Source organism: Photobacterium frigidiphilum (assembly GCF_003025615.1).
Lineage (GTDB): Bacteria > Pseudomonadota > Gammaproteobacteria > Enterobacterales > Vibrionaceae > Photobacterium > Photobacterium frigidiphilum.
Genome location: NZ_PYMJ01000002.1, coordinates 130628 through 152433, shown reverse-complemented (window position 1 = coordinate 152433; position 21806 = coordinate 130628). Strand labels below are relative to the sequence as shown.

Sequence of the window (21806 nt, the reverse complement as noted above, 5' to 3'; positions counted from 1 at the left end):
ATGCGGATATTTCAATGCTTTACCCTTTTAACACTGACAATTCTACTGTCTGCTGGTATAACCGGCTGCAGCCAAAAGTTCAATGATGTTAACGATACCTTATCACTCGCACTTTTTGGTGATAACGATACCGAACTCGCCAGCGATGACGTACAACGCTTGCCCTACGCTAGCCTCTATGCGCAAGTTGATGACGGTCCACAAGCTTTTATGGTATTGGCCTTAGCCGAACCTGCGCTGTCATTAACGCCAAACACCCGCACACAACTCAAATGGGTGTCATCCGATAAAGGGATGCTGGTCACTGAAGGCGGTCGATTAGTTAAAAGTCTGAATTTACCTCAAGGTAATTTGATTGAGACATACAGTAATCAACCTGATCCGCTGATTTTGGGCTTGCAGCGTGCAAGCACGCCTATGCATTGGCAGCGTACCATTGATTGGCAACCCGGCTACCATTTCAGTTATCAATTAACCTCGAGGTTTTCACGTCAAGATAATGCCGTCATTATGATCAATGAGCACCCTATTACAACGTGGCATTTTATTGAATCCGTCACCATTGATGCACTCGATACCCGTTACCAAAATCAATTTTGGATCGATGGGAAAACAGGAAAAGTCCTTAAAAGCCAGCAAACATTGGCACCCGGCTTACCTGTCATTGACATGACTTTATTAAAGCCTTATTCATAAACACGGACGATCATGACCTTGCTTTTATCATTATCTCGCTGTTCATTGCGATCCCAATTACGGCGTCTACTGCCACTCGCGCTTATTACTTTTTGCTCTGTGACCTATGCGCTGGCAGCTGATACGTCGATTATTTCGGGTACAGCGACGCTTACATCGACAGACGCTAAGCCCTTCGCCATCAATGTCACCACATCGTCAGAACATGAGCGTCAGCTACAGCTGAGTTATTCAGCGCCAGTGCGCATAAAACAAGTCTTATCAGACAGTTTGACCCATTTACCGACGTTCTTAGGCAATGATGTCAAGCAAGACCCACGTATTTATTGGACGGGGGCAGCACTCTTTCAAGCCTTTCCTCATCCACAACAACAAACTGTTGTCGACCAAATCAACCAATTAGCAACATATTGGCACGATGAACGACAACAAGCGGTACTTAAGCTAAGCCAGCAAATCGAACAACTCACAACGGGTGAGCGTATTTTTACGTCATTGGATTATGACAATGTTCGATTGAATAAACAGGCTAATACCTTAATTACTCATGATCTCACGCTCATTCTGCCACCACGCCCAGAGCGTATTTTAGTACTGGGTGCCCTTGAAAAATCTGTATGGGCAAAATGGCAAACTCGATTTGACGCCGAGGATTATCTTAAGCAAGGCAAACCGCTCAGCAATGCCAATAACAGTGATGCGTGGGTGATCCAGCCGGATGGCACTGTAGAACAACACCCGATTGCGTATTGGAATCGCGATCATCATGATATTGCCCCCGGTGCCATTGTGTATTTAAGCTTCTCTTCACTGCCCAAGGGCTTTGAAACGCTGAACGAGGATATTATTAATCTGCTAAGGAATCGGGCACTGTAATGCATACTGTCTTAAAAACCTCTCTCTCTGCCATTACATTGGCCATGCTGCCGGTACTGCATGTGCAAGCCGACGACTACAGTTACCCCGTATTAACCCCTTCACAGTCAGATTTTGGCGGCGTGGGCTTGATCCAAATGCCTACAGGGCGTTCAGCACCAGAAGGCGAATTCAGTTTTGGCGCCACGTACAATGATGAATACCTTCATTATAATGTTTCACTCCAATTATTGCCGTGGCTTGAATCCACCATTCGCTACACCTTGGTACAAGATCTTTTTTACAGTGATGATCCCAGTTTCAGTGGCGATACCAAATACACCGACAAAGGCATCGACTTTAAAGTTCGCCTGTTAGAAGAAAGTTACTGGCTACCCGAGACCGCTATTGGCGTGCGTGATTTTGGCGGTACTGGGTTGTTTGATGGCGAGTTTATTGCTGCCAGTAAACATGCCGGTCCATTTGATTTCACCGTCGGTGTGGGCTGGGGCTATATAGGTAATAGCGGTAATCTGTCTGGTGATAAAGCCAATAGCATTGACTGTGGAAGGGATACCAGTTTTAAAGGCAAAGGCGGTAGTGTTGAATTTGAACGCTGGTTCACAGGCTGTAGCGCCGTATTCGGTGGAGTGGAATACCAAAGCCCTTGGGCGCCCCTTCGCTTAAAAGCGGAGTATGACGGCAATGATTATGTCAGCGACTTCCCGGTGACTCGCGGTGGGGTTGATATGACCCAAGACAGCAAATTCAACTATGGTGTGCTGTACCGTTTCGGTAACTGGGGTGATGCACGTTTAAGTTATGAGCGGGGCAATACTTGGACCTTGGGCTTTACACTCAACACCAACTTCAACGATCTGAAAGCGATCTGGCAGGATGAACCGTTACCGGCTTATTTACATCGTGACATGAGCGATGAGAATCTTAGTAACGCCGATTGGCAGCAGCTTGCCCAAGATTTACACCAAATTGCCGGCTATGAAGATCCAACAATTTACACCACGGACGATACGGTGACTGTCGTTGCACCGCAGACTAAGTACCGCGACCGTAATGAAGCGCATGAGCGTGCCGCTACAGTGATTGCCAACCAAGCACCCGAGGCCAAAGAATACCGCTTGATTGAAACGTCCAACCATCAGGCGATCACTGAAACCCGTATCGATAGCGAGCAATACGCCAAAGTGGCGCAATACGAGTACTTTGGTGCCAAGGTGGAAGACAGCGCTACCGTTGATATTCCTGAACCGCCACAGGGCACGTTGGTTGCTAAATCAGATAAAAACTGGGATTTCAGTCTTTCACCGACCTTGCAACAATCGATTGGTGGCTCTGAGAACTTCTACATGTTCAACATTGGTATCAATGCGGGCGCCAATTATTGGTTCGGCGATCATGTTGAAGTGGGAGGGTCGCTGTACTTTAACCTGTATGATAACTATGACAAGTTCTTGTACGAAGTGCCGCCCGATGGTACTGACCTGAAACGTGTTCGTACCTTGGTCCGCCAGTACATCAACGATAACCCAGTGCGAATGGATAACCTCCAACTGACGTGGATGGATCGCATGGGTGACAACTGGTACGGTCAAGCCTACGGTGGCTACCTAGAAATGATGTTTGGTGGTGTGGGTAGTGAAGTACTGTACCGTCCGCAAGGCAGCAACTGGGCCATCGGCTTAGATGCGAACTACGTGATTCAACGCGACCCTGATTCACAATTTGGTTTCTTCACCGAAGAAGTGCAATTTGATCCGCTGACAGGTCGAGACTACCGCGTGCAGACTGGTGCGATGACAGGTCATTTAACTGCATACTACCAGCCGCAGTGGGAATGGTTGCCAAATACTTTATTCAAAGTCAGTGCGGGTCAGTACCTGACGGAAGATAGAGGGGTTACCATTGATTTCTCGAAGCAGTTTGACAGTGGCGTGATTGCCGGTGCGTTTGTCGCACTGACCGATTTAACCGCAGAAGAATACGGCGAAGGCAGCTACAACAAAGGCTTCTACATCTCGATCCCGTTTGATGTGATGACCGTGAAACCGAGCACCAACCGTGCAACGATTTCGTGGCTACCGTTGAGCCGTGATGGAGGTCAGATGCTGAACCGTAAGTACAGCCTTTATGGTGTGACGGATGCCCGCAGTCCTTGGTATGAACGTAAGGCGATGAACTAAGTGTATTCGCTGTGCCTGAGCGCTTAAACGCAAAACGGCTCGACGATGAATATAATCGTCGAGCCGTTTTTTATGCAATTGCAGAATCAGTCACGCAGGATAAAAACACGCTTATTAATGACACATTAAATAAAGTGGTGCAAATAGCTGATGCTATTAATGGCCTCAACAACAGAGCAAAAACACGATGAAAATAAAAGAGTTAAAGAGGACTCTATTTTCGTGGACAATAATGACAGGCACACCCAAAAATTGAGACATTGATGACAGTGACATTAGCGCTGTGCCCACTAATGCGTATACGTAGCCGTACCATAAGTACCAGCAATAAACAGCGTTAATATGTCAAAAACCTGGCAGGCTTATCTCTCACGCCTCCCGTTGAAGTCAATATAATGACAATCACATATCACCTATCATATCAACAATAAAAAATGAAGGAGCAACAGAGATTAGTCACAAATCTAGAGAAAATAAGCCTGTTAACGTCTAAATTGAGATACTATTGACTGATGACATAATTAAGTTGATAACAATTCAACATAGAAGAGGTTGTTGTATGTTTAGGGCTTATGCTCACTTTTCCGTAAATCACCCATTTGTTCATAAATTCAATTTACTCGCAGTACTCAGCATTTTTGTGGTGAGCAGCTATGAATTATTAGCAAATGAGTCGATTATTTTCTCTCTCGGTTTTGTATTAGTTGCATTTCCCATGCTTGTTTTTGCAAAAGCATCGGATTACAAACAGAAATATTTGAGTGCGCAAAATTAGGTTAAGCTCTGAAATAAGTTTTGCCTGCAAATAAAAAGAAACGCTGTAATGATGAGGGTCATTACAGCGTTTTTGTATCAATTAGTTAGTTGCCATTTACACAGAAGTACGTGCCTGAAGCTGCTGCCACATCTCTTTGACAATAAGTTGATCGGCTGGCGTTAGTTCAGATTGTGCTTGCGCTATGCTGGTATCAACCGCTTCTTTCATTACATCAATCGATGCTATACCGTTAAGCTCACACTCTGCTGCCGATAATGAAATATGACCCCGTAAGTAACCGCCAGCAAAGAGCTCATCATCAGAAGCTGTTTCTACCATTTGGTCTATCAAGCAGGATAACTTTTCTTCATATTGCTGGATCATGTTCATTACTCTCAATCAATTATTAGTAAGCGTGAATGCTCTCGGACTTTAGGATCTAAGTAGGGTTTGGCCGCTAAGCTGGCACCGGAAAATGCACTGCCGCTAGAGGGTCTATTTGATAATACGCACGCAAACGATCAGATAAAATCTGAGTTCGCTCTGGTATACCCTGCACTAAATAGCGTAATACCTGCTCTCTCACTTTCAATGTGAAGCCTACCCTATCTGGCTCTCTGTCTCCATTCAAGTTATCACAGCTTACGTGGAATCGAAAACCACAACTTGCAGACAAGATCCACTCAACAGCTTGTGGTTTAATTTCTACTTTCTCAAACTCCGCTTGCACCGCATCGGTTCGACCATCGGGTTCATACCAGTAGCCGTAATCTTCTAACAAGCGACGTTGCAGACCCGCAATACACCAATGCGCAACTTCATGCATGGCAGAGGCAAAAAAGCCGCGAGCAAAAATTATACGGTGATGAGCGTTATCAACATCTGCAGGTAAATAGAGAGGTTCATCACCGCCTAATACTAGCTCAGTGTTAAAGCTTTCTAAAAAGATATCGTTAAAAATGTTTATAAGATCATTGTAGTTATGAGGCATCAAACAACTCTATTTTCTACTACACTACATTCTAAATTATGCTTTTTTAGCCAAACAACATCCCCAATACCATCTGTCGGGTTAAACCCTGTAGGTGCATCGAGTAAAATTTGACGAATATCTTCATGATTGAAGTCATGACAAGCACTATCTAGAGATTGAATTAATTGTTCGTAATCTTCGAGAGAAAGAAATTGTTCATTCGCTGTCATGATACGTGGATGAGTTGTTTTTCCAACACTGTCGCCAATCAATAATTCTTCAAACAATTTTTCGCCAGGTCTTAACCCCGTAAACTTAAATTCAATATCACCATACTGATTAGCCTCAGACTTTATGTCTAATCCTGAAAGTTTAACTAGGTTTCGAGCGAGATCGACAATTTTAACAGGTTGCCCCATATCCAAAACGAAAACATCCCCCCCCTTCCCCATAGCACCAGCCTGAATCACAAGTTGCGCTGCTTCTGGTATAGTCATGAAATAACGAATAATTTCTGGATGGGTGATCGTTATTGGACCACCTTCTTTAATTTGGCGTTTAAATAATGGAATAACAGAACCAGAAGATCCTAAAACATTACCAAATCGGACCATGCAGAACCGAGTGCCAGATTCTTTCTTTGCTTCACTTTCCGCTAATGCCTGTAATCCTAACTCCGCCATTCGTTTCGTCGTACCCATTACGTTTGTTGGACGCACGGCTTTATCTGTTGAAATCAATACGAATGATGAAACATTAGCTTCAATAGCTGCACAAGCTGTATAATAAGTACCGAAAACGTTATTACGGACTCCCTCAACAACATTGTATTCAACCATTGGAACATGTTTGTACGCTGCTGCATGGTAAACAGTATCGACGCTGAATGTCTTCATGATAATCGATAAACGGTTAATACGTTGGACAGAGCCAAGCAGAGGTATTATTTTAATATCTAAGTCTCTGTGTGCAGCATACTCTGTTAGCTCTTTATCTATACTGTACAGACCAAACTCTGAAAGCTCAAAAAGTAACAATGTTTTAGGTTGCAGCTTAATAATTTGGCGACAAAGTTCTGAACCAATTGATCCGCCAGCACCTGTAACCATCACAACTTTATCTGTAATATTCGATGCCATCAAATTATTGTCCGGCTTAACAGGCTCTCGTCCTAATAAATCTTCAATAGGCACATCACGAAGTTGAGCAACTGAGACATTATCATTCACAATGTCATCGAGATTAGGAATTGAAAGTACTTCAACAGGCAAATCCACCAAGGATTCAACAATCGAACGACGCTGAGAACGGCTCGCACTAGGGATAGCCAATAATACTTTCTTTATTTCACATTTTTTGACAAGCTTTGGTAATTTATTCGGATTATAAACCGTCAACCCTTGGAGTACATGTTTATGAAGCTTACGATTATCATCTACATAAGCTACCGGATTTAATTCATCACCTTGACGCAGTAAATTTACCAATTGTCGACCCGCAACGCCTGAACCGTAAATGATGACATTCGGTTTACGTCTAATTGAACGTTGCGAAAACAATAACCGGATAGATAGCCTAGCACCACCTGTCAGGATAAATAAGTAACACAAATAGATAACAGAAACACTTCTAGGCACCCAGATATTATAAAAATAGGTCGTTATTATGAATGCGACAGTGGAAAAAATAGCGCCCAATCCAAGCGTAAAAATCGCATGAACACTTAAATATCTTAGAATTGCTCGATAGAAACCAATTCTAACAAAAAAAACAATCGTAATAACCGAAAGAAATGCAACAAAAAGCCAATACTCAGACTTAAAGAACTCATCAAATTCACCTAAACGAGTCCAAAAAGCCCCCCAGAACGCAACTTGAATGAATATCAAGTCAATACAAACACTTATAATTCTCTTATAAGCACGTGGTATTGAAAAGAATGTATCTAAAATTGACATACCACCTCAAAAAATTAACATTTTCACGACTGCAAGCATGAGAGACAGATTATACAACAACTCAATCACAAAAACGTTATGAGCCTTATTAGGAGTGAGCTACTTGTACATTATTGCATTATGACCAATAAACATTTTTATTTTTAATCGCTATCAGCTCTATCGTACACTCTAACGGAACAAATAAGTAAGGCTCATTCTTCAAGAAACCTTCATTACAAACGAAAAAGCGACCAACAGTCGCTTTCACATACGATTATATCAAAAAGTAATCGTTTTACTTTCTTGGTTTAACAGCATCGCCAGTACCGCTACCCGTTACTGTCATAATAATATATTTGAAATAATCCTGAACTGTCAGTGTATCTATCATTTTCTTATCTGTATTTGCCAATAGCTCAGGGGTCGACATATCAATATTTTGCACTTGGGCTAATCCTGTTACACCCGGTAACACATCATATACACCCAGTTTATCTCTTTCTCGGATTAATTCTTCTTGGTTAAATAAGTTAGGTCTTGGACCAACAAGACTCATTTCACCTTTAAGAACATTTATTAGCTGAGGCAGTTCATCAATTTTTGTTTTTCTTAGAAATACTCCTAATTTAGTAATTGATGCTTCATTTGCTAAATGACTAGCGACTGATTTGGTATCAACACTCATTGTTCTAAACTTGATCAGATTAAATGGCTTTTTATTCTTACCCACACGCGTTTGGATGAAAACAGGAGAACCAGTATCAAAAAATCCAATAACAACAACAATTAATAATATAGGCCATAAGAATAGCAAACCTAAAAATGCAGCAAGAAAATCGATAATTCGGATCATTTATAATTACTCTCTTTTTTCGATACCAACAAAGCATCTACTGTTTCTTGGAATCCATCTTCAACCGATTGAGGCGGAGTCCATCCAAGAACCTCTTTCGTATGGGAAATATCAACTTGCAACGAACCAAGCAGGCGATTCACTACATCTTGTTTACCAAATAGTTTACCCGCTAAATAATAACACCACAAAGGGATTGGTATTAGTCGATTAGGTTTCCCCAATGCCTTAGACATTTGTTCAACCATTGACGCTGTCGATAAATCATTGTCATCAGAGACTAAAAAAACTTGATTCACTGCTTTAGGGTGATCAATGCAAGTCATGATCAAATCAACTAAATTGTTAACCGAAACTAAACTACGTTTATTATTCGTAATACAGCCAAAGGGTAATGGTAAACCTTTAGATACTAAGTTTAATAAAGACGCAAAATTTGCTTTAACACCAGGTCCATAAACTAATGTTGGACGAATAATAACAACTTCTAAACCAGTTTCCTCAGCAAGCTCTAACAGTTGCTCCTCAGCTTCTGATTTAGATTGACCATAAAAGTCCTCTGGAGCTCTTCTATCTATAGCTTTAAATGGATGACCTAGCTCAGTTGCTTCGCCATTTACTTTAATGCTACTAATAAAAATAAACCGTTTCACACCAGATTTAGCCGCTTGTCGAGCTAAATTTAATGTACCCGCAGTGTTAATTTCACGATACTCATCAATTGGGTTGAGAGAAACATCATTCATTAAATGAACTCGGGCTGCACAATGAATAATACAAGAAAATGGTTCTAAACTATCCATCCATTTAGTTTGAGAGTCTATACTCTTAACGATATAGTCTTCACCTTGAAAAACATTTTCTGAAATTTCCTTATTTCTGGTGAGATATGTCGTATCGATTGCTTTATATCCCAATCGTTGTTTTAAAAAAGACCCAACAAAGCCGTTAACTCCAGTAACAAGAATACGCTTATTCATCATAACATCTCGGTAGATTATAAATATCAAAAAAAGAATTAATGATCACTTCATAGCCAAATTTATTAACTGCCATCTCTCGACTTCTTTTTCCCATTACTGACATCTCTTCTGGGTTATCTACCATATATTGAATTGCACTAACTAAAGATTTTACGTTTCTTGCTGGCACTAAAATACCATTATTATTCGATACTATTTGCCGACATCCAGGAACATCAGTAGTAATAATAGCCAAGCCACAAGAAGATGCTTCTATTAATGACTTAGATAGGCCCTCTCTATAAGAAGGCAAACAAGCAACGTCAGAGTTCTTATATATTTCAGCGACATCAGAACGTTGACCAAGATATTCTATATAACCACAATTATTTGCATGCTCTATATCACCTTGTTTCATAGATGATATATTAAACTCATCTATAGAACCAACCAATTGCAATTTAACATTACATTTGCTTTCTTTTAATTTCTTTCCGGCTTCTATATATTCCTGTACACCTTTATCTTTCAACAAACGAGCTACAAGAACAACAATCAATGGTTTATTATTCGTATTTTTAGGCGAAAACTCAAGAACATCAACGCCTGCGCCATTAACTAAAAAAGAACGATTTGAAGGGATAATATCATTATTCAAAAATAAATTCCTATCATCTTCATTCTCAAAGATTACACTTGTTGAATATAAAGATAAAACAAACTTATATACTGAAACTATACATTTCCACAATAGTTTTCCTTTAATAGAATCAGAAAGGGATGCAGAGCCTAACCCAGTAATTGAAGCTACTGTCTTTTCGGTTCGGATGGATTTAAATAATTTATTAACAAGCCCGCCATAAATAATTGGCTTTACCGTTAACATATGTAAAAGATTGGGTTTAATTAATTTAATCGCTTTGTATATTTCAAATATTGTTTTGAATTCATTGATTATATTAGTACCACCTCGCGAAAGAGGTATGCTTATATATGTAAATCCTTTCTTTTCAAATTCATCTTTCTTTACATCATTTCCAGAAACAATATATACAGAGTGACCTTTCGCAAGACTTGCTTCAGCTAACTTTAAAAAATGAGAATTAAAAAAATAAGAACAATTCACTAAATACATTACTTTCATAACTCAAATTTATTCCTTTACACGAATTGAAAATATGCAATAACCGTTTGAGCGATCCAGAATTTAAGGCTCACGGTAGACCAGAGAAAATACATAAACGTTTTAATCAAATAACAGATTTCGCTGTATTCATTAGTGGTTTTATTTTTGCTAGATTTATACTGCCTTCATCTTTTTTGACAAAAATAATATATCAATCAAACTAAATCATTTAAACTTGTAAAATAAACGCTTTCCAGTTGCTACAATAAAAGAAGCTAAATTATTAAGATTTGGGTGAAGTAATAACTCTCTATAAAAGTAACTGGCTACTTCACAATAAGGTAATAGATTACCTCTACTTTGTCCGTCTCTAATTCTGTAATTAAGCACTTTTTCTTCTGAAAAATGAGTTCTAACCCCCCCTTTTCGATAAGCTCTTATCCATAAGTCATAGTCTTCTGACTGAAAACCACCAAGATAGCCTTTACAAGAAACAAGAAAACTTCGTTTTATCATTGTAGCAGGATGTACAAATGGATTTTTATACATAATATTAGACAATTTATTACCAGACAAGCATTGCTCTCCAATAATCTCGTCTTTCTCATTTATCAAATCGACAGAGAAACCGACTATGTCATACTTATGTATAACTAAATCATTACACTTACTTAGTCTATTCGGTAGAGAAACATCATCGGAATCCATTCGTATGATGTAATCTCCTTTTGACAAATTAATCGCAAAATTAAGATTAAAGCTAAGCTGACCAATTATTGTTCTAAATAATCTTATTCTTTTATCCTTTGTAGATAATTTTAATTTTTCATAAAGTTCATCCGTACAATTATTTGCGACTATTATAAACTCAAATTCATCATAGTCTTGCACCAAAATACTATTTATAGCTTTATCAAGGAATGGATTATCTTCATTAACACACAAGATCACACTAAATATCATAATAAATTCTTCCTAAAAATTAAAAATTGGCAAATCATACATTAAGAAATTTAACTGATAGAAAGCGCAAAGAACAAATACGATAACTAACCATATACCCCAACCTATAGTACCAGCCCGATTGTTAAAAACTTGAACCATAAATGATAACTGAATAGGTATAGCCACACTCAGAATTTTATAAAACCTTGATGCTACATCTGATGAAAAAGATAACAAGTTATACATAAGAAAACATGCAATCAATAGTGCGAAAAGTTCACGATCAAATTTATAACGCCTAATGTTAAAGAAACCTGCTGATAAAAACATAATCAAAAGCATTAAAACATTCGTAGCTGATAACAAGCGAACAGAACTGTTAATATTTTCTGTATAAAGATAAAACTTAGATACCAACCTTTCATCCAATAAGGAAAGAATTATTGGAGCAACAATTGAAATGAAATCAAAATAATGGAATAAAAATACAAGTAATACCGAAAAATAAATAACGGTGAATCTATTACGATATATGAAATTACGAAAAAAGACACTAAATACAATTATGGGAAAAACTAAAATTGCACTAATATGAAAAAGACAAGCAATTACATAAAATAAAAATGAACTAAGATATCGTTTATTTAAAAAATATATCACGGTACAGACAGAAAAAGATACAGCTACACCTTGTCTGACTTGAATCATAAACGAAATAGCATAGCTAAACGTTACTAATAATGCGGTGGCACTATAGGTTACATCCGGATAAAGTCTAAAACCAAAATAAACAAAGAATATAGACAAGAGGGTCATTAAAAATGAGGAAAAATCAAAATTAAACCCTACAATTTTACTAAACGAGGAGAAATAATAATATCCAATTTCAATATCTCTATTTTCAATACTAGAAAAATTCAAATCAACAGGTGCATTATAAAAGTAAAACTTATAGTTCTCGACATCAGGGTAATCGCCCCTAACAATCACTAAGTAAGAAACAAAAAAAATCAGCACCCAGAATATAAACTTAAGTACGAATACGTGTTGATCACTTCGATATTTATCTATATAAGATGCAAAGATACAAAGATTAAAGAAACACAACGAGATCAATATATAATCTATCAATGTACTAAGCATCAACGTCGCCATTAAAGAAAGCCTTCAAATCTTTCGTAAATGTCATTGCTACCTTTTTATTATGTTCTTCGATATCAATTATATGTTGATTTAGTAATCCTTGAGAACTAATAGCCCAATCAATCTCCTCCTTCGAAAAACCATAGGCGACACCATATCTAAATTTTTCATCAGGTTGCCAAGTTATCTTATTAACACCTTGAATAGGGACGACAATAGAAATACAACCACACAATGCGGCTAAAATAGAGTATGCCGACTCTGTATCGAATGAGATATAATATTTAGAGCGTTTGAAGATTGCTGCAATTTCTTTATGGGATTTACCATCAATGAGTACCGAACTAGAAAGGTCAAAATCAATATCCCTAACCTTTCCTTTTCTAACGAGGTGACATACTCCGTCTCTGTTCTCAATAAGCGATTTGCTATTATAAAGCTCAGTATTGAAGAATTTTATATCCACAAAGTTTTTCGATGTCTCACTATCCAAAATATTAACAGAATTAAAATGTGGTCCATACAAAAAATAAAGCTCGCCACAATTATAGTGAACTTCCTTACTAAAATATCCTGGGTTGTGTAATAAAAGTCGAACTACATTTTTTGCATTCAAAGGATTGTCTGCCATACCATCTAAATAAACGACAACATAATCATCCAAATTACGAGGTTTTCGGTATAAAAGATACTTACTGTTATCAGGAATAGATTTTATTTTCAGTAAAAAACGTTTAGCTAACGTACTAAAAAGGACCCATAAAGACTTCGTTATACTACCATCTCTAAAAGAAGGATAAATATATGCTCGGTACATATAACAATCATAATCTGTATATTTATTTACGTACTTACACAGTTGATGGGGCACAATAGAGCCGCCAATATTTTCATCATAACAACCCGTAACAATTATAATTTTATTATCAATCATTCCACTCACATTTAATTCTATTTACGTTATTAGGGTACTTACACTCACCAAGCCACAAGTTGAGTATAAATAGGTATATTCAATCTGATGTTAATATGTAAGGCGAGCTCGCTATGAGCATACAAAACCAAAACAATCAAGTAAAAATGAAATATATACCCATAATCTGTTTAAACTTAAGTTCTATGCCTTTTTAATAGTCCCCTTCCCTGATCAGAAAAAATAAAGCTAACCAAGATAGTAATCAGACCGACTCCCATTACTAATAATATATTTAAAACTCTATTGTTTCCTATCCAATTAAAATCAATAAGGAAAACCAAACTAGCAATAGAAAAAGCGGGAATGATTATTTTTATCGCATCATTAAATAACCATTTAAAATGCAAATTTGGTTCCAGCTTATAGTGTACATAAGCGACCCATATAAATAGAAATAGAGCATTCATGATTAGCCAAACATAACCTGCGCCCATACCACCAAAATGAGTTGCGGAAAAAATAACACTCGGAATTAATATAACAACTAAACCGGCATTACCAATAAGATGGTAGCGAAGATTGCCAAGCGCATATTGTAAATAATAAGCAAAGGCTGAAATAGATAAAAACAAGTTGCCGAGTGCATATAATTGTAGGATTGGTGCCGCCTGTTCCGTTAACTGTATATCTCCAGTCCAGGCAATCAGTAATGGCTTAGCGGTCACAACTAAGGTTATTGCAGCAGAACCACCAATAATAGCCACTAATTGTGTCGCTTTACGATACACAGCGATCATTTCATCATGCTTATTTTCTGCGTGTAATCTTGCCATTCTAGGCATAACAGCAATGCTAATAGGCCCTCCAATAACCATAATGCCATTTGCCACTAACACAGCCAAGGTGAAGTGACCATAATCTTCTAACGAGAGTATTCCAGATAATACCAATTTATCCGTTTGTGTGACAAAAACCCAAACAGAGGCAGTAAAAGCGATCGTTAATGAAAATTTCAAGACAGGTTTCACGGGTTCAAATGACCAACCAATAATGTCACTTAAACTTTTTTTCTTTGGTAATAAATAGTGCGTTTTTATCGCTAAACCACAGTTTTCTATCAATGCTACAAGAAGTTGATGAGTAAAAAACACCACAGGAGTAAAACCGAAAAACCACATACTGGCAAATACACCGCCAAACCGTAACGTTGCAATAATCGCATTAAACCCACTCAACCATACTAGCTTTTCTGACCCAGTAACCACACCACGATATAACCCTGTCAGCCAGCGTAAAGCGACACTTATAGCCATAATTTGCAGTGCGAAAATAACTTGATCTTGAGGAAGATTTTCCAATTTAAGCCATTTCGTTGCTATTACTTCGGATAAAACAAACAGCCCACCTCCACCGATCAAGGCAACAACAACAAATATGATCATCAATGCACGGAACAATCGTCTAAAATCCAGTGCAGATAACACTCCACCTTGATAACGTGCAGTTTCACGTCCGATAGTCGGAGTGAGTCCTAAATCAAGCACTCCAAACCATGCTTGTAACATGGCAAAAAATCCCACTAACCCATAAGCTTCACTGCCCATATATTTAATGTATAAAGGCAGTAATAAAATACCAATTAGTGTTACATATATTTGGCTCGCATAATTTGCGATGATATTCTTCTTAAGCATAAATTTTCACATACAACCTAAAAGGTAATTACTGCTCCTGCCCACGAATAACCAACCCCAAACCCACAAATTAATAGCTTATCACCTTTTCCTAATTGGCTAGAATTTAGTGCTTTTTCAATACCAAGAGGGATAGTTGACGAAACCGTGTTACCATAACTTTCATATGAAGTTAAAAACTGCTCGTTAGTAAAACCTGTTTTTTTTCTTAGTTTCTCAAGCATAAATTTATTTGCCTGATGAAATATCACTTTATCAATCTGCTCTTCTGTTAAGTCAGCCTTAGATAAAATTGCTTTAATACTTTTAGGCACTGTCTTTAACGTAAAAGTTAATATTTCCGCACCATTCATAAACAAGTTATTTGGAGCTCTAACATTACCACTAGCATCTTCTTTTTCAATTACAGACTCTGCTGATATTGGATTTTTTGAACCGCCATGAGGGACAATTAGGTTATCAGCACCGCCACCATCCGTTCCAAATACAAATGAGCCTATTCTATCGAATTCAGATTCTACACCTTCGATTAAAGTTGCTGTCGCTGCATCACCGAATAATGTTCTAACACTTTTATCTTTTTTATTTATATATTGAGAATATAATTCAGAAGTGATTAGTAATATTCTTCTGCTTTGAAGGCTTTCAATAAGCCCCTTAGCAAGGCTTAAGCCATAAACATAACCAGAACAACCTAAGTTAAAATCCAATGCACCACAGCTTGTAGGAATACCTAATTCATGTTGAACGATACATGCCGTAGTTGGTAAGACATAATCAGAACTTTGAGTACACAATAAAATAAAATCTATACTCTCTGGTTCAATATTATTATCACTCAACAATGCTTTAGCCGCCTTTACGGCCATAACAGAGCAGGTTTCATCATCAGAAGCAATATGTCGACTATGGATACCTGTTTTATCAAATATTTTATCAACACTCCAATCAGGAAAATCTTCCACTAATTGAGCGTTATCTAAAACTTTAGAAGGCAAATATGAGGCAACAGCAGAAATTGTCGCTTTTATACTTTTATTGGGCACTATAACCACCATCTACACATAACGTTGTTCCGGTGACCCAGCGAGACAGGTCACTTGCTAAAAAGGCAGCAGCATGTGCGACATCCTCGGGTTTACCTAACCCTAGTGGATGTTTAGCTTTAATATACGCTAACTGTTCATTAGTTAACTGCTTAGAAAACTCAATAGCCATTTCAGTTTCCACATGGCCAGGTGCAATACAATTAACTCTAATTTTATTACGAGATAACTCTGACGCTAACGATTTAGTCAATCCAATTAAAGCAGCCTTAGAAGCAGAATAAGTAGAAATTGCAGGCTCACCACAAGTCGCAGCAACAGAACTAATAAAGACTAAAGAAGCACCATCTTTATTATATCGGCCTTTCCTTCTAAAGTTTTTAGCGAGAAACTGTGCAGATTTAACGTTCACCGAAAAAATATCATCAAAATCAGACTCTTTTAAAGCCTGAAGTGGTAATGTTTTTTGAATCCCAGCACAATGGATAATACCATCAAGAGCACCGACTTTGTTGAATACACTGTCCATCATAGCTTTTAACTGCTCAACATCACTTAAATCTCCAGTTACGGAAAAGTGACCATTGCCACTCAATAAGGATAACGTTTCATTCAATCGACTTTCCGATTGACCAGCTATAACCACACAGCAGCCTTGTATACTAAAAAATTTAGCGACAGCACGTCCTATTCCAGATGACGCGCCAGTTACAAGTATCGTCTTTCCATCTAGCATATTAATCATGACTTAGCTCCTTAACAGGCAATAGCAGCGTTTTACTTAAATCACACATAATAGCCCCCCAAGATAATCCAACACCAAATCCTACTAATAGTGATTTTTCGTACGAAGCTTGCGGACGAGCACATAAAGTAAGAGGGATCGATGCACAACTCGTATTCCCATATTCATCAATACTAATAGCCACTTGATCACTTTCAAATTTTGATTTTTTCGAGAGATGTTTCAACATAAAGTGATTCGCTTGATGATAAACACACAGGTCAACATCTTCAGCATTCATATTAAGTGAACTTAAGAAGTTATTTATTAACTTAGGTACTGTTTTTAAAGTAAAAGTAAATACTTCACCACCATTCATTGCTAAGTAAGATGATGAATTACCTCTAACACGACTTGTTACCATGCGCTCTTTCGCAATAATATGCTCAGCCCCTGAACCATCTGAACCAAGCTCAATGTGTAAAACCTGCCCTTCCTCTCGTTGTAAAGCAGTTGCAGTACCTGCATCACCAAATAATAACTCAGTACTGCGATCACCTGGTTTAACGATTTGACTAATCGTATCCCCAACAAGTAACAACACTTTATTGATACCTGCATTGATCAAACTGGAGGCTACCTGTATGCCATACACGTAGCCAGAACAACCGAGATTAATATCAAATGCCATCGAATTATTAGGTAAGCCCAAAGCATTTTGTAAAATACAAGCGGTTGCAGGTAATTGATAGTCAGATGTTTGCGACACAAAAATTAGAGCGCCAATATCTTCAGGGTTCCAAGATAATGAAGTTAAAAGCCTCGAAGCAGCATCTAAACATAAATCGGAGCTTGTAGTATTTTCGTCTACAACTCTTCTACTATTAACACCGATACTAGCGATTAATTTTTTTATTTCTTTCTCACCATAAATTTCAGAAAGTTCAACATTGTTGATTTTCTTCTCTGGTACGGTTGTTGAAATCCCTTTTATAGCGACATCTTTTATAGTGAGCATCACATCTGCCTATTTATTTTGATATTAACTATTTAACTAATGCAATTAAATCAGCAACAGTTTCAACTTTATTTACAGCTGAAGGTGAAATAATCTGATCAAACGTAGAGTCAATTTCAGAAATGAAAGTAACTACTGCTAAAGAATCCCAATTATCTTCGTCTAACTCAGTAGTTAGAGTTACCTCATTTACTTCTACTTCTAAAATTTCAGCTACAATTTCTAAAATTTGATTATTTTTACTCATTTTTAACTTCCTACTTTATTTTCTTAGCTGGATTACCAAAAACGGTAGTCCCTGATTTAACTTTTTTAACTACAACCGAACCAGCACCGACAATAGAATCTGATTCTACAACTTTATTTGGGATCACCAAAGCATGTGAACCAAACATAACACGCTCACCAACACTGACTCCGCCAGTGATGTCACAATGGCCACTCAAAGTAGAAAAATTACCAATTACTGCATCATGCCCGATAGAAGAATGTGCATTAATCAGAACGCCCTTACCTACTTCAATATCAGCTGTTAGGGTTGCATATGGGCATATCACGGATCCATCACCAATTGTGACATTATTACCGACATATGCCATCGGGTGAATAAAGGAAAGGATCTCACAGTTTTTATTTTTGTAGTAATGGTATAATTCGTCTTTCAATTTACAATTGGCAACCGCTATTAATATAGCATCCCCTTCAAGTACTTTGTCAGAACGAATATTATCAACAACCCCATGAATCATATCAAAGTCATCTAGGTCATCTGAATAATCAGATAAAAAACCGGCAAATTGATAGTTTCTATATTCAAAATCATATTCTTTAATATAAGAATACAATTCTCTAGCAAACCCTCCAGCCCCTAAAAAATACAATTTATTCAATTTTAATACCTTATTTGTTTGAATTTAATACAGCCAAAACATTAAATACGATATCTTCATTTAAGCTTGGGAATAGTGGTAAGCACATTACTTTTTTACTTAACTTACGGCTAACCTCACAAGTACATTCTAAAGGATTTAAAGCATTAACATCATCTAAACTAGGATAGAAATACCGACGAGCAATGATCCCTTCTTTTTCAAGAGCGCCTTTTTTTATAAGTAATTCCTGCTCGTTTTCACATACAATCGGCATATATGCGCCATTGTTTTCCAAAGGTTTAAGCCATTGCTGGAAAGTGAATTTATTCACCAAATTATGCTGATATAGATCTATTATTTTTTTTCTAGCTCTAATTACCTGATGAATATCATCTAAAATGCATAATCCCATCGCAGCTTCAAATTCATTCATTTTAGCATTTGTTCCAATACCTTCAATTTTATCCGGTCCGGTAATACCAAAATTAATCAATTGTCTCACTTTATCTGCTATTTCGTCAGACTCAGTAATCACAGCACCACCTTCAATGGTATGGAATAACTTAGTCGCATGAAAACTCAACGTACTGATATCACCATGCTTTAATACACTCTGACCTTCATACAGAGTACCAAATGCATGAGCGGCATCATAAATTATTTTTAAGTTGTGCTTATCTGCAATTTTTTGAATTTCGTCTACTTCACAGGGATTGCCAAATACATGTACAGGTAAAATAGCCGATGTTTTTTTTGTGATTTTTTCTTCAATCAAACTTGGAGCCAAATTCCAAGAGTCGCCATCAATATCACTGTAAACAGGTGTTAGTCCTTCCCATACTAAAGTGCTAGCTGTTGCTGCAAAAGTAAAAGGAGTCGTAATTACCTCCCCTTTTAAATCTAACGCTTTATAAGCCACTTGTAATGCAAGAGAACCATTCGCGACGCAAATTACATGCTTTACACCTAAATGTTCTGCTAATCGTTTTTCGAGGCTTTGTAATAGGGGGCCATTATTTGTAAGGTGTTCAGAGTCATATATTTGGTCTATATAGGCTTTGTATTTTTCTTTATTCGGTAAATATGGCTTAGTGACAGGTATCATCTTAATATTTCCCAACTAGACTTAACAAATATTGCCCATATGTGTTTTTTTTCAAAGGCTCTGCTAATAATTCAAGTTGCGAAGCTGATAACCAGCCTTGATTAAATGCGATTTCTTCTAAACAAGCAACTTTATAGCCTTGGCGATGCTCTATAGTTGATACAAACTGCCCCGCATCTTGTAAGCTTTCATACGTACCGGTATCTAGCCACGCAAAGCCACGGCCTAACAATTCAACCTTTAATTGCTGCTTCTCTAAATAAGCTTGGTTAATACTGGTTATTTCTAATTCACCACGCTCTGATGGTTTGATCGTTTTAGCAATATCAACCACTTGGTTATCATAAAAATATAACCCGGTGACTGCATAATTAGATTTTGGATGTAATGGCTTTTCTTCAATTGAAAGCGCATTAAAATCTGCATCAAATTCTACTACACCAAAGCGCTCGGGATCTTTAACTTTATAACCAAACACTGTTGCACCAGTTGTTTTTTTGGTCGCAGCGAGTAGCATTGGAGAGAAGCCTTGACCGTAAAAAATATTATCGCCTAAAACCAGACAAACAGAATCTGAGCCAATAAATTCTTCTCCGATAATAAATGCTTGCGCTAAACCATCAGGGCTTTCTTGTATTGCATAGTCAATTTCGATACCAAACTGACTACCGTCGCCTAGCAAGCGTTTAAAGCTTTCATTATCTTCTGGTGTTGTAATTATTAAGACTTCACGAATACCAGCAAGCATTAATACGGATAATGGATAGTAAATCATCGGTTTGTCATAGACAGGCAGTAATTGTTTAGATACCCCCATCGTAATCGGATAAAGACGAGTACCAGATCCTCCCGCTAAAATAATTCCTTTCATTACTTGCTCTCCTCAGAAGATACACCCAAACGCTCACCCGCATAAGAACCATCTAATACGCGTGACCACCATGGTTGATTATTTAAATACCATTCAACGGTCTTACGAATACCAGACTCAAATGTTTCTTCTGGTTTCCAACCCAATTCACGCTCAATTTTTGACGCATCAATCGCGTAACGAACATCGTGACCAGGGCGGTCAGTTACATACGCAATTAACTCTTCGTAATGTGCAACACCTGCAGGTTTATTTGGCACTAACTCATCAAGCAATGAACAGATGGTTTTGACCACATCAATATTCGCTTTCTCATTATGGCCACCAATGTTGTAAGTTTCGCCTACTTCACCTTCAGTAACCACTTTATATAAAGCACGGGCGTGGTCTTCAACAAACAACCAGTCACGAATCTGCATACCATTGCCATAAACTGGTAACGGCTTGCCATCTAAGGCATTTAAAATCATCAATGGGATTAGTTTTTCAGGGAAATGATGAGGCCCATAATTGTTTGAGCAATTAGTCACAACTGTTGGCAATCCATAAGTACGTAACCAAGCACGCACTAAATGATCAGAAGAGGCTTTTGACGCTGAATATGGGCTCGATGGTTCGTATGACGTTGTTTCAGTAAATAAATCATCAGTCCCTTCTAAATCACCATACACCTCATCGGTTGAAATATGGTGGAAACGGAAGTCCTGTTTTTTATCATCCGATAACGTATTCCAATAAGCACGAGTCGCTTCAAGCAAAGTATACGTACCAACAATGTTCGTTTCGATGAACGCTGCCGGACCATCAATAGAGCGGTCAACGTGCGATTCTGCCGCTAAATGCATGACGGCATCGGGTTTATGCTCAGCAAACACGCGGTCTAACTCAACTCGATCACAAATATCAACCTGTTCAAAAAAATAACGCTCATGTGAATCAACATCGGAAAGAGATTCTAGGTTCCCTGCATAAGTCAATTTATCGAGATTAATAACGGCATCAGAAGTATTCTCAATGATGTGGCGAACAACCGCAGAACCAATAAAACCTGCACCACCTGTGACCAGTATTTTCATATTAACCCTATTTTTCCATGCTACCGCCCTGAG

General features: G+C 37.8%; 21 protein-coding genes. 3 read left to right on the top strand and 18 right to left on the bottom strand.

Annotated features, from left to right (window positions below; genetic code table 11):
• From C9J12_RS02855 to C9J12_RS02845, 3 genes are read left to right on the top strand one after another with little or no spacing between them, the layout of a single operon-like run.
• Window positions 1–696, top strand: coding sequence for a YjbF family lipoprotein (locus C9J12_RS02855; RefSeq protein ID WP_107241323.1), 696 nt, complete (start codon window positions 1–3; stop codon window positions 694–696).
• A 12-nt stretch (window positions 697–708) separates the two neighbouring features.
• Window positions 709–1572, top strand: a complete 864-nt coding sequence (locus C9J12_RS02850) for a capsule biosynthesis GfcC family protein (protein ID WP_107241322.1) — start codon at window positions 709–711, stop codon at window positions 1570–1572.
• On the top strand, window positions 1572–3752 hold the full coding sequence (locus C9J12_RS02845; protein WP_107241321.1) for a YjbH domain-containing protein: 2181 nt from the start codon (window positions 1572–1574) through the stop codon (window positions 3750–3752). The genes C9J12_RS02850 and C9J12_RS02845 overlap by 1 nt, the downstream gene beginning before the upstream one ends.
• Window positions 3753–4623: 871 nt before the next feature.
• On the opposite strand, the gene C9J12_RS02830 is transcribed toward C9J12_RS02845, so the two are convergent.
• The 18 genes from C9J12_RS02830 to rffG all read right to left on the bottom strand — a co-directional run bounded on the left by C9J12_RS02830 (window position 4624) and on the right by rffG (window position 21773).
• On the bottom strand, window positions 4624–4893 hold the full coding sequence (locus C9J12_RS02830) for a YfcL family protein (protein ID WP_107241470.1): 270 nt from the start codon (window positions 4891–4893) through the stop codon (window positions 4624–4626).
• Between the two features lie 73 nt (window positions 4894–4966).
• Complete coding sequence (locus C9J12_RS02825) at window positions 4967–5500, bottom strand: elongation factor P hydroxylase (RefSeq protein WP_107241318.1); 534 nt, start codon at window positions 5498–5500, stop codon at window positions 4967–4969.
• Window positions 5500–7440: a polysaccharide biosynthesis protein gene (locus tag C9J12_RS02820; protein WP_107241317.1), complete on the bottom strand. Its 1941-nt coding sequence runs from the start codon at window positions 7438–7440 to the stop codon at window positions 5500–5502. The genes C9J12_RS02825 and C9J12_RS02820 overlap by 1 nt, the downstream gene beginning before the upstream one ends.
• 277 nt (window positions 7441–7717) lie before the next feature.
• A complete protein-coding gene (locus C9J12_RS02815; RefSeq protein ID WP_107241316.1) occupies window positions 7718–8275 on the bottom strand; it encodes a sugar transferase in 558 nt (185 codons plus the stop codon).
• Window positions 8272–9255, bottom strand: a complete 984-nt coding sequence (locus C9J12_RS02810; protein ID WP_107241469.1) for a UDP-glucose 4-epimerase family protein — start codon at window positions 9253–9255, stop codon at window positions 8272–8274. Before C9J12_RS02810 ends, C9J12_RS02815 begins: the two co-directional genes overlap by 4 nt.
• Complete coding sequence (locus C9J12_RS02805; protein ID WP_107241315.1) at window positions 9248–10381, bottom strand: glycosyltransferase family 4 protein; 1134 nt, start codon at window positions 10379–10381, stop codon at window positions 9248–9250. Before C9J12_RS02805 ends, C9J12_RS02810 begins: the two co-directional genes overlap by 8 nt.
• A gap of 207 nt (window positions 10382–10588) precedes the next feature.
• A complete protein-coding gene (locus tag C9J12_RS02800) occupies window positions 10589–11326 on the bottom strand; it encodes a glycosyltransferase (RefSeq protein ID WP_107241314.1) in 738 nt (245 codons plus the stop codon).
• Window positions 11327–11338: 12 nt separating this feature from the next.
• Window positions 11339–12463 carry an EpsG family protein gene (locus C9J12_RS02795; protein WP_107241313.1) on the bottom strand — a complete coding sequence of 375 codons (1125 nt, stop codon included), beginning with the start codon at window positions 12461–12463 and terminating at the stop codon, window positions 11339–11341.
• Entirely contained in the window at window positions 12444–13385 is a 942-nt protein-coding gene (locus tag C9J12_RS02790; RefSeq protein ID WP_107241312.1) for a hypothetical protein, read from the bottom strand. The genes C9J12_RS02795 and C9J12_RS02790 overlap by 20 nt, the downstream gene beginning before the upstream one ends.
• A 176-nt stretch (window positions 13386–13561) precedes the next feature.
• Complete coding sequence (locus C9J12_RS02785; RefSeq protein WP_107241311.1) at window positions 13562–15061, bottom strand: oligosaccharide flippase family protein; 1500 nt, start codon at window positions 15059–15061, stop codon at window positions 13562–13564.
• Between the two features lie 17 nt (window positions 15062–15078).
• Window positions 15079–16107 (bottom strand): ketoacyl-ACP synthase III, encoded by a 1029-nt coding sequence (locus tag C9J12_RS02780; RefSeq protein WP_227876256.1) that lies wholly within the window; start codon window positions 16105–16107, stop codon window positions 15079–15081.
• Window positions 16097–16852, bottom strand: a complete 756-nt coding sequence (locus C9J12_RS02775; protein ID WP_107241309.1) for an SDR family NAD(P)-dependent oxidoreductase — start codon at window positions 16850–16852, stop codon at window positions 16097–16099. The genes C9J12_RS02780 and C9J12_RS02775 overlap by 11 nt, the downstream gene beginning before the upstream one ends.
• A complete protein-coding gene (locus C9J12_RS02770) occupies window positions 16845–17849 on the bottom strand; it encodes a ketoacyl-ACP synthase III (protein ID WP_107241308.1) in 1005 nt (334 codons plus the stop codon). The genes C9J12_RS02775 and C9J12_RS02770 overlap by 8 nt, the downstream gene beginning before the upstream one ends.
• A gap of 28 nt (window positions 17850–17877) precedes the next feature.
• Window positions 17878–18096, bottom strand: coding sequence for an acyl carrier protein (locus C9J12_RS02765; protein ID WP_107241307.1), 219 nt, complete (start codon window positions 18094–18096; stop codon window positions 17878–17880).
• Between the two features lie 10 nt (window positions 18097–18106).
• Window positions 18107–18739 carry an acetyltransferase gene (locus C9J12_RS02760; RefSeq protein WP_107241306.1) on the bottom strand — a complete coding sequence of 211 codons (633 nt, stop codon included), beginning with the start codon at window positions 18737–18739 and terminating at the stop codon, window positions 18107–18109.
• A 10-nt stretch (window positions 18740–18749) separates the two neighbouring features.
• On the bottom strand, window positions 18750–19826 hold the full coding sequence (locus C9J12_RS02755; protein ID WP_107241305.1) for a DegT/DnrJ/EryC1/StrS family aminotransferase: 1077 nt from the start codon (window positions 19824–19826) through the stop codon (window positions 18750–18752).
• 1 nt (window position 19827) lies between these two features.
• On the bottom strand, window positions 19828–20697 hold the full coding sequence (gene rfbA, locus C9J12_RS02750; protein WP_107241304.1) for a glucose-1-phosphate thymidylyltransferase RfbA: 870 nt from the start codon (window positions 20695–20697) through the stop codon (window positions 19828–19830).
• On the bottom strand, window positions 20697–21773 hold the full coding sequence (gene rffG, locus C9J12_RS02745) for a dTDP-glucose 4,6-dehydratase (RefSeq protein WP_107241303.1): 1077 nt from the start codon (window positions 21771–21773) through the stop codon (window positions 20697–20699). Before rffG ends, rfbA begins: the two co-directional genes overlap by 1 nt.
• Between the last annotated feature and the right edge of the window lie 33 nt (window positions 21774–21806).

Coding starts and splice junctions, on each gene's coding strand:
- C9J12_RS02765 (WP_107241307.1), bottom strand. CDS start 18,096: ATGAGTAAAAATAATCAAATTTTAGAAATTGTAGCTGAAATTTTAGAA.
- C9J12_RS02825 (WP_107241318.1), bottom strand. CDS start 5,500: ATGCCTCATAACTACAATGATCTTATAAACATTTTTAACGATATCTTT.
- rffG (WP_107241303.1), bottom strand. CDS start 21,773: ATGAAAATACTGGTCACAGGTGGTGCAGGTTTTATTGGTTCTGCGGTT.
- C9J12_RS02850 (WP_107241322.1), top strand. CDS start 709: ATGACCTTGCTTTTATCATTATCTCGCTGTTCATTGCGATCCCAATTA.
- C9J12_RS02815 (WP_107241316.1), bottom strand. CDS start 8,275: ATGATCCGAATTATCGATTTTCTTGCTGCATTTTTAGGTTTGCTATTC.
- C9J12_RS02800 (WP_107241314.1), bottom strand. CDS start 11,326: ATGATATTTAGTGTGATCTTGTGTGTTAATGAAGATAATCCATTCCTT.
- C9J12_RS02810 (WP_107241469.1), bottom strand. CDS start 9,255: ATGAATAAGCGTATTCTTGTTACTGGAGTTAACGGCTTTGTTGGGTCT.
- rfbA (WP_107241304.1), bottom strand. CDS start 20,697: ATGAAAGGAATTATTTTAGCGGGAGGATCTGGTACTCGTCTTTATCCG.
- C9J12_RS02770 (WP_107241308.1), bottom strand. CDS start 17,849: ATGCTCACTATAAAAGATGTCGCTATAAAAGGGATTTCAACAACCGTA.
- C9J12_RS02755 (WP_107241305.1), bottom strand. CDS start 19,826: ATGATACCTGTCACTAAGCCATATTTACCGAATAAAGAAAAATACAAA.
- C9J12_RS02820 (WP_107241317.1), bottom strand. CDS start 7,440: ATGTCAATTTTAGATACATTCTTTTCAATACCACGTGCTTATAAGAGA.
- C9J12_RS02855 (WP_107241323.1), top strand. CDS start 1: ATGCGGATATTTCAATGCTTTACCCTTTTAACACTGACAATTCTACTG.
- C9J12_RS02775 (WP_107241309.1), bottom strand. CDS start 16,852: ATGATTAATATGCTAGATGGAAAGACGATACTTGTAACTGGCGCGTCA.
- C9J12_RS02805 (WP_107241315.1), bottom strand. CDS start 10,381: ATGAAAGTAATGTATTTAGTGAATTGTTCTTATTTTTTTAATTCTCAT.
- C9J12_RS02790 (WP_107241312.1), bottom strand. CDS start 13,385: ATGATTGATAATAAAATTATAATTGTTACGGGTTGTTATGATGAAAAT.
- C9J12_RS02830 (WP_107241470.1), bottom strand. CDS start 4,893: ATGATCCAGCAATATGAAGAAAAGTTATCCTGCTTGATAGACCAAATG.
- C9J12_RS02785 (WP_107241311.1), bottom strand. CDS start 15,061: ATGCTTAAGAAGAATATCATCGCAAATTATGCGAGCCAAATATATGTA.
- C9J12_RS02795 (WP_107241313.1), bottom strand. CDS start 12,463: ATGGCGACGTTGATGCTTAGTACATTGATAGATTATATATTGATCTCG.
- C9J12_RS02845 (WP_107241321.1), top strand. CDS start 1,572: ATGCATACTGTCTTAAAAACCTCTCTCTCTGCCATTACATTGGCCATG.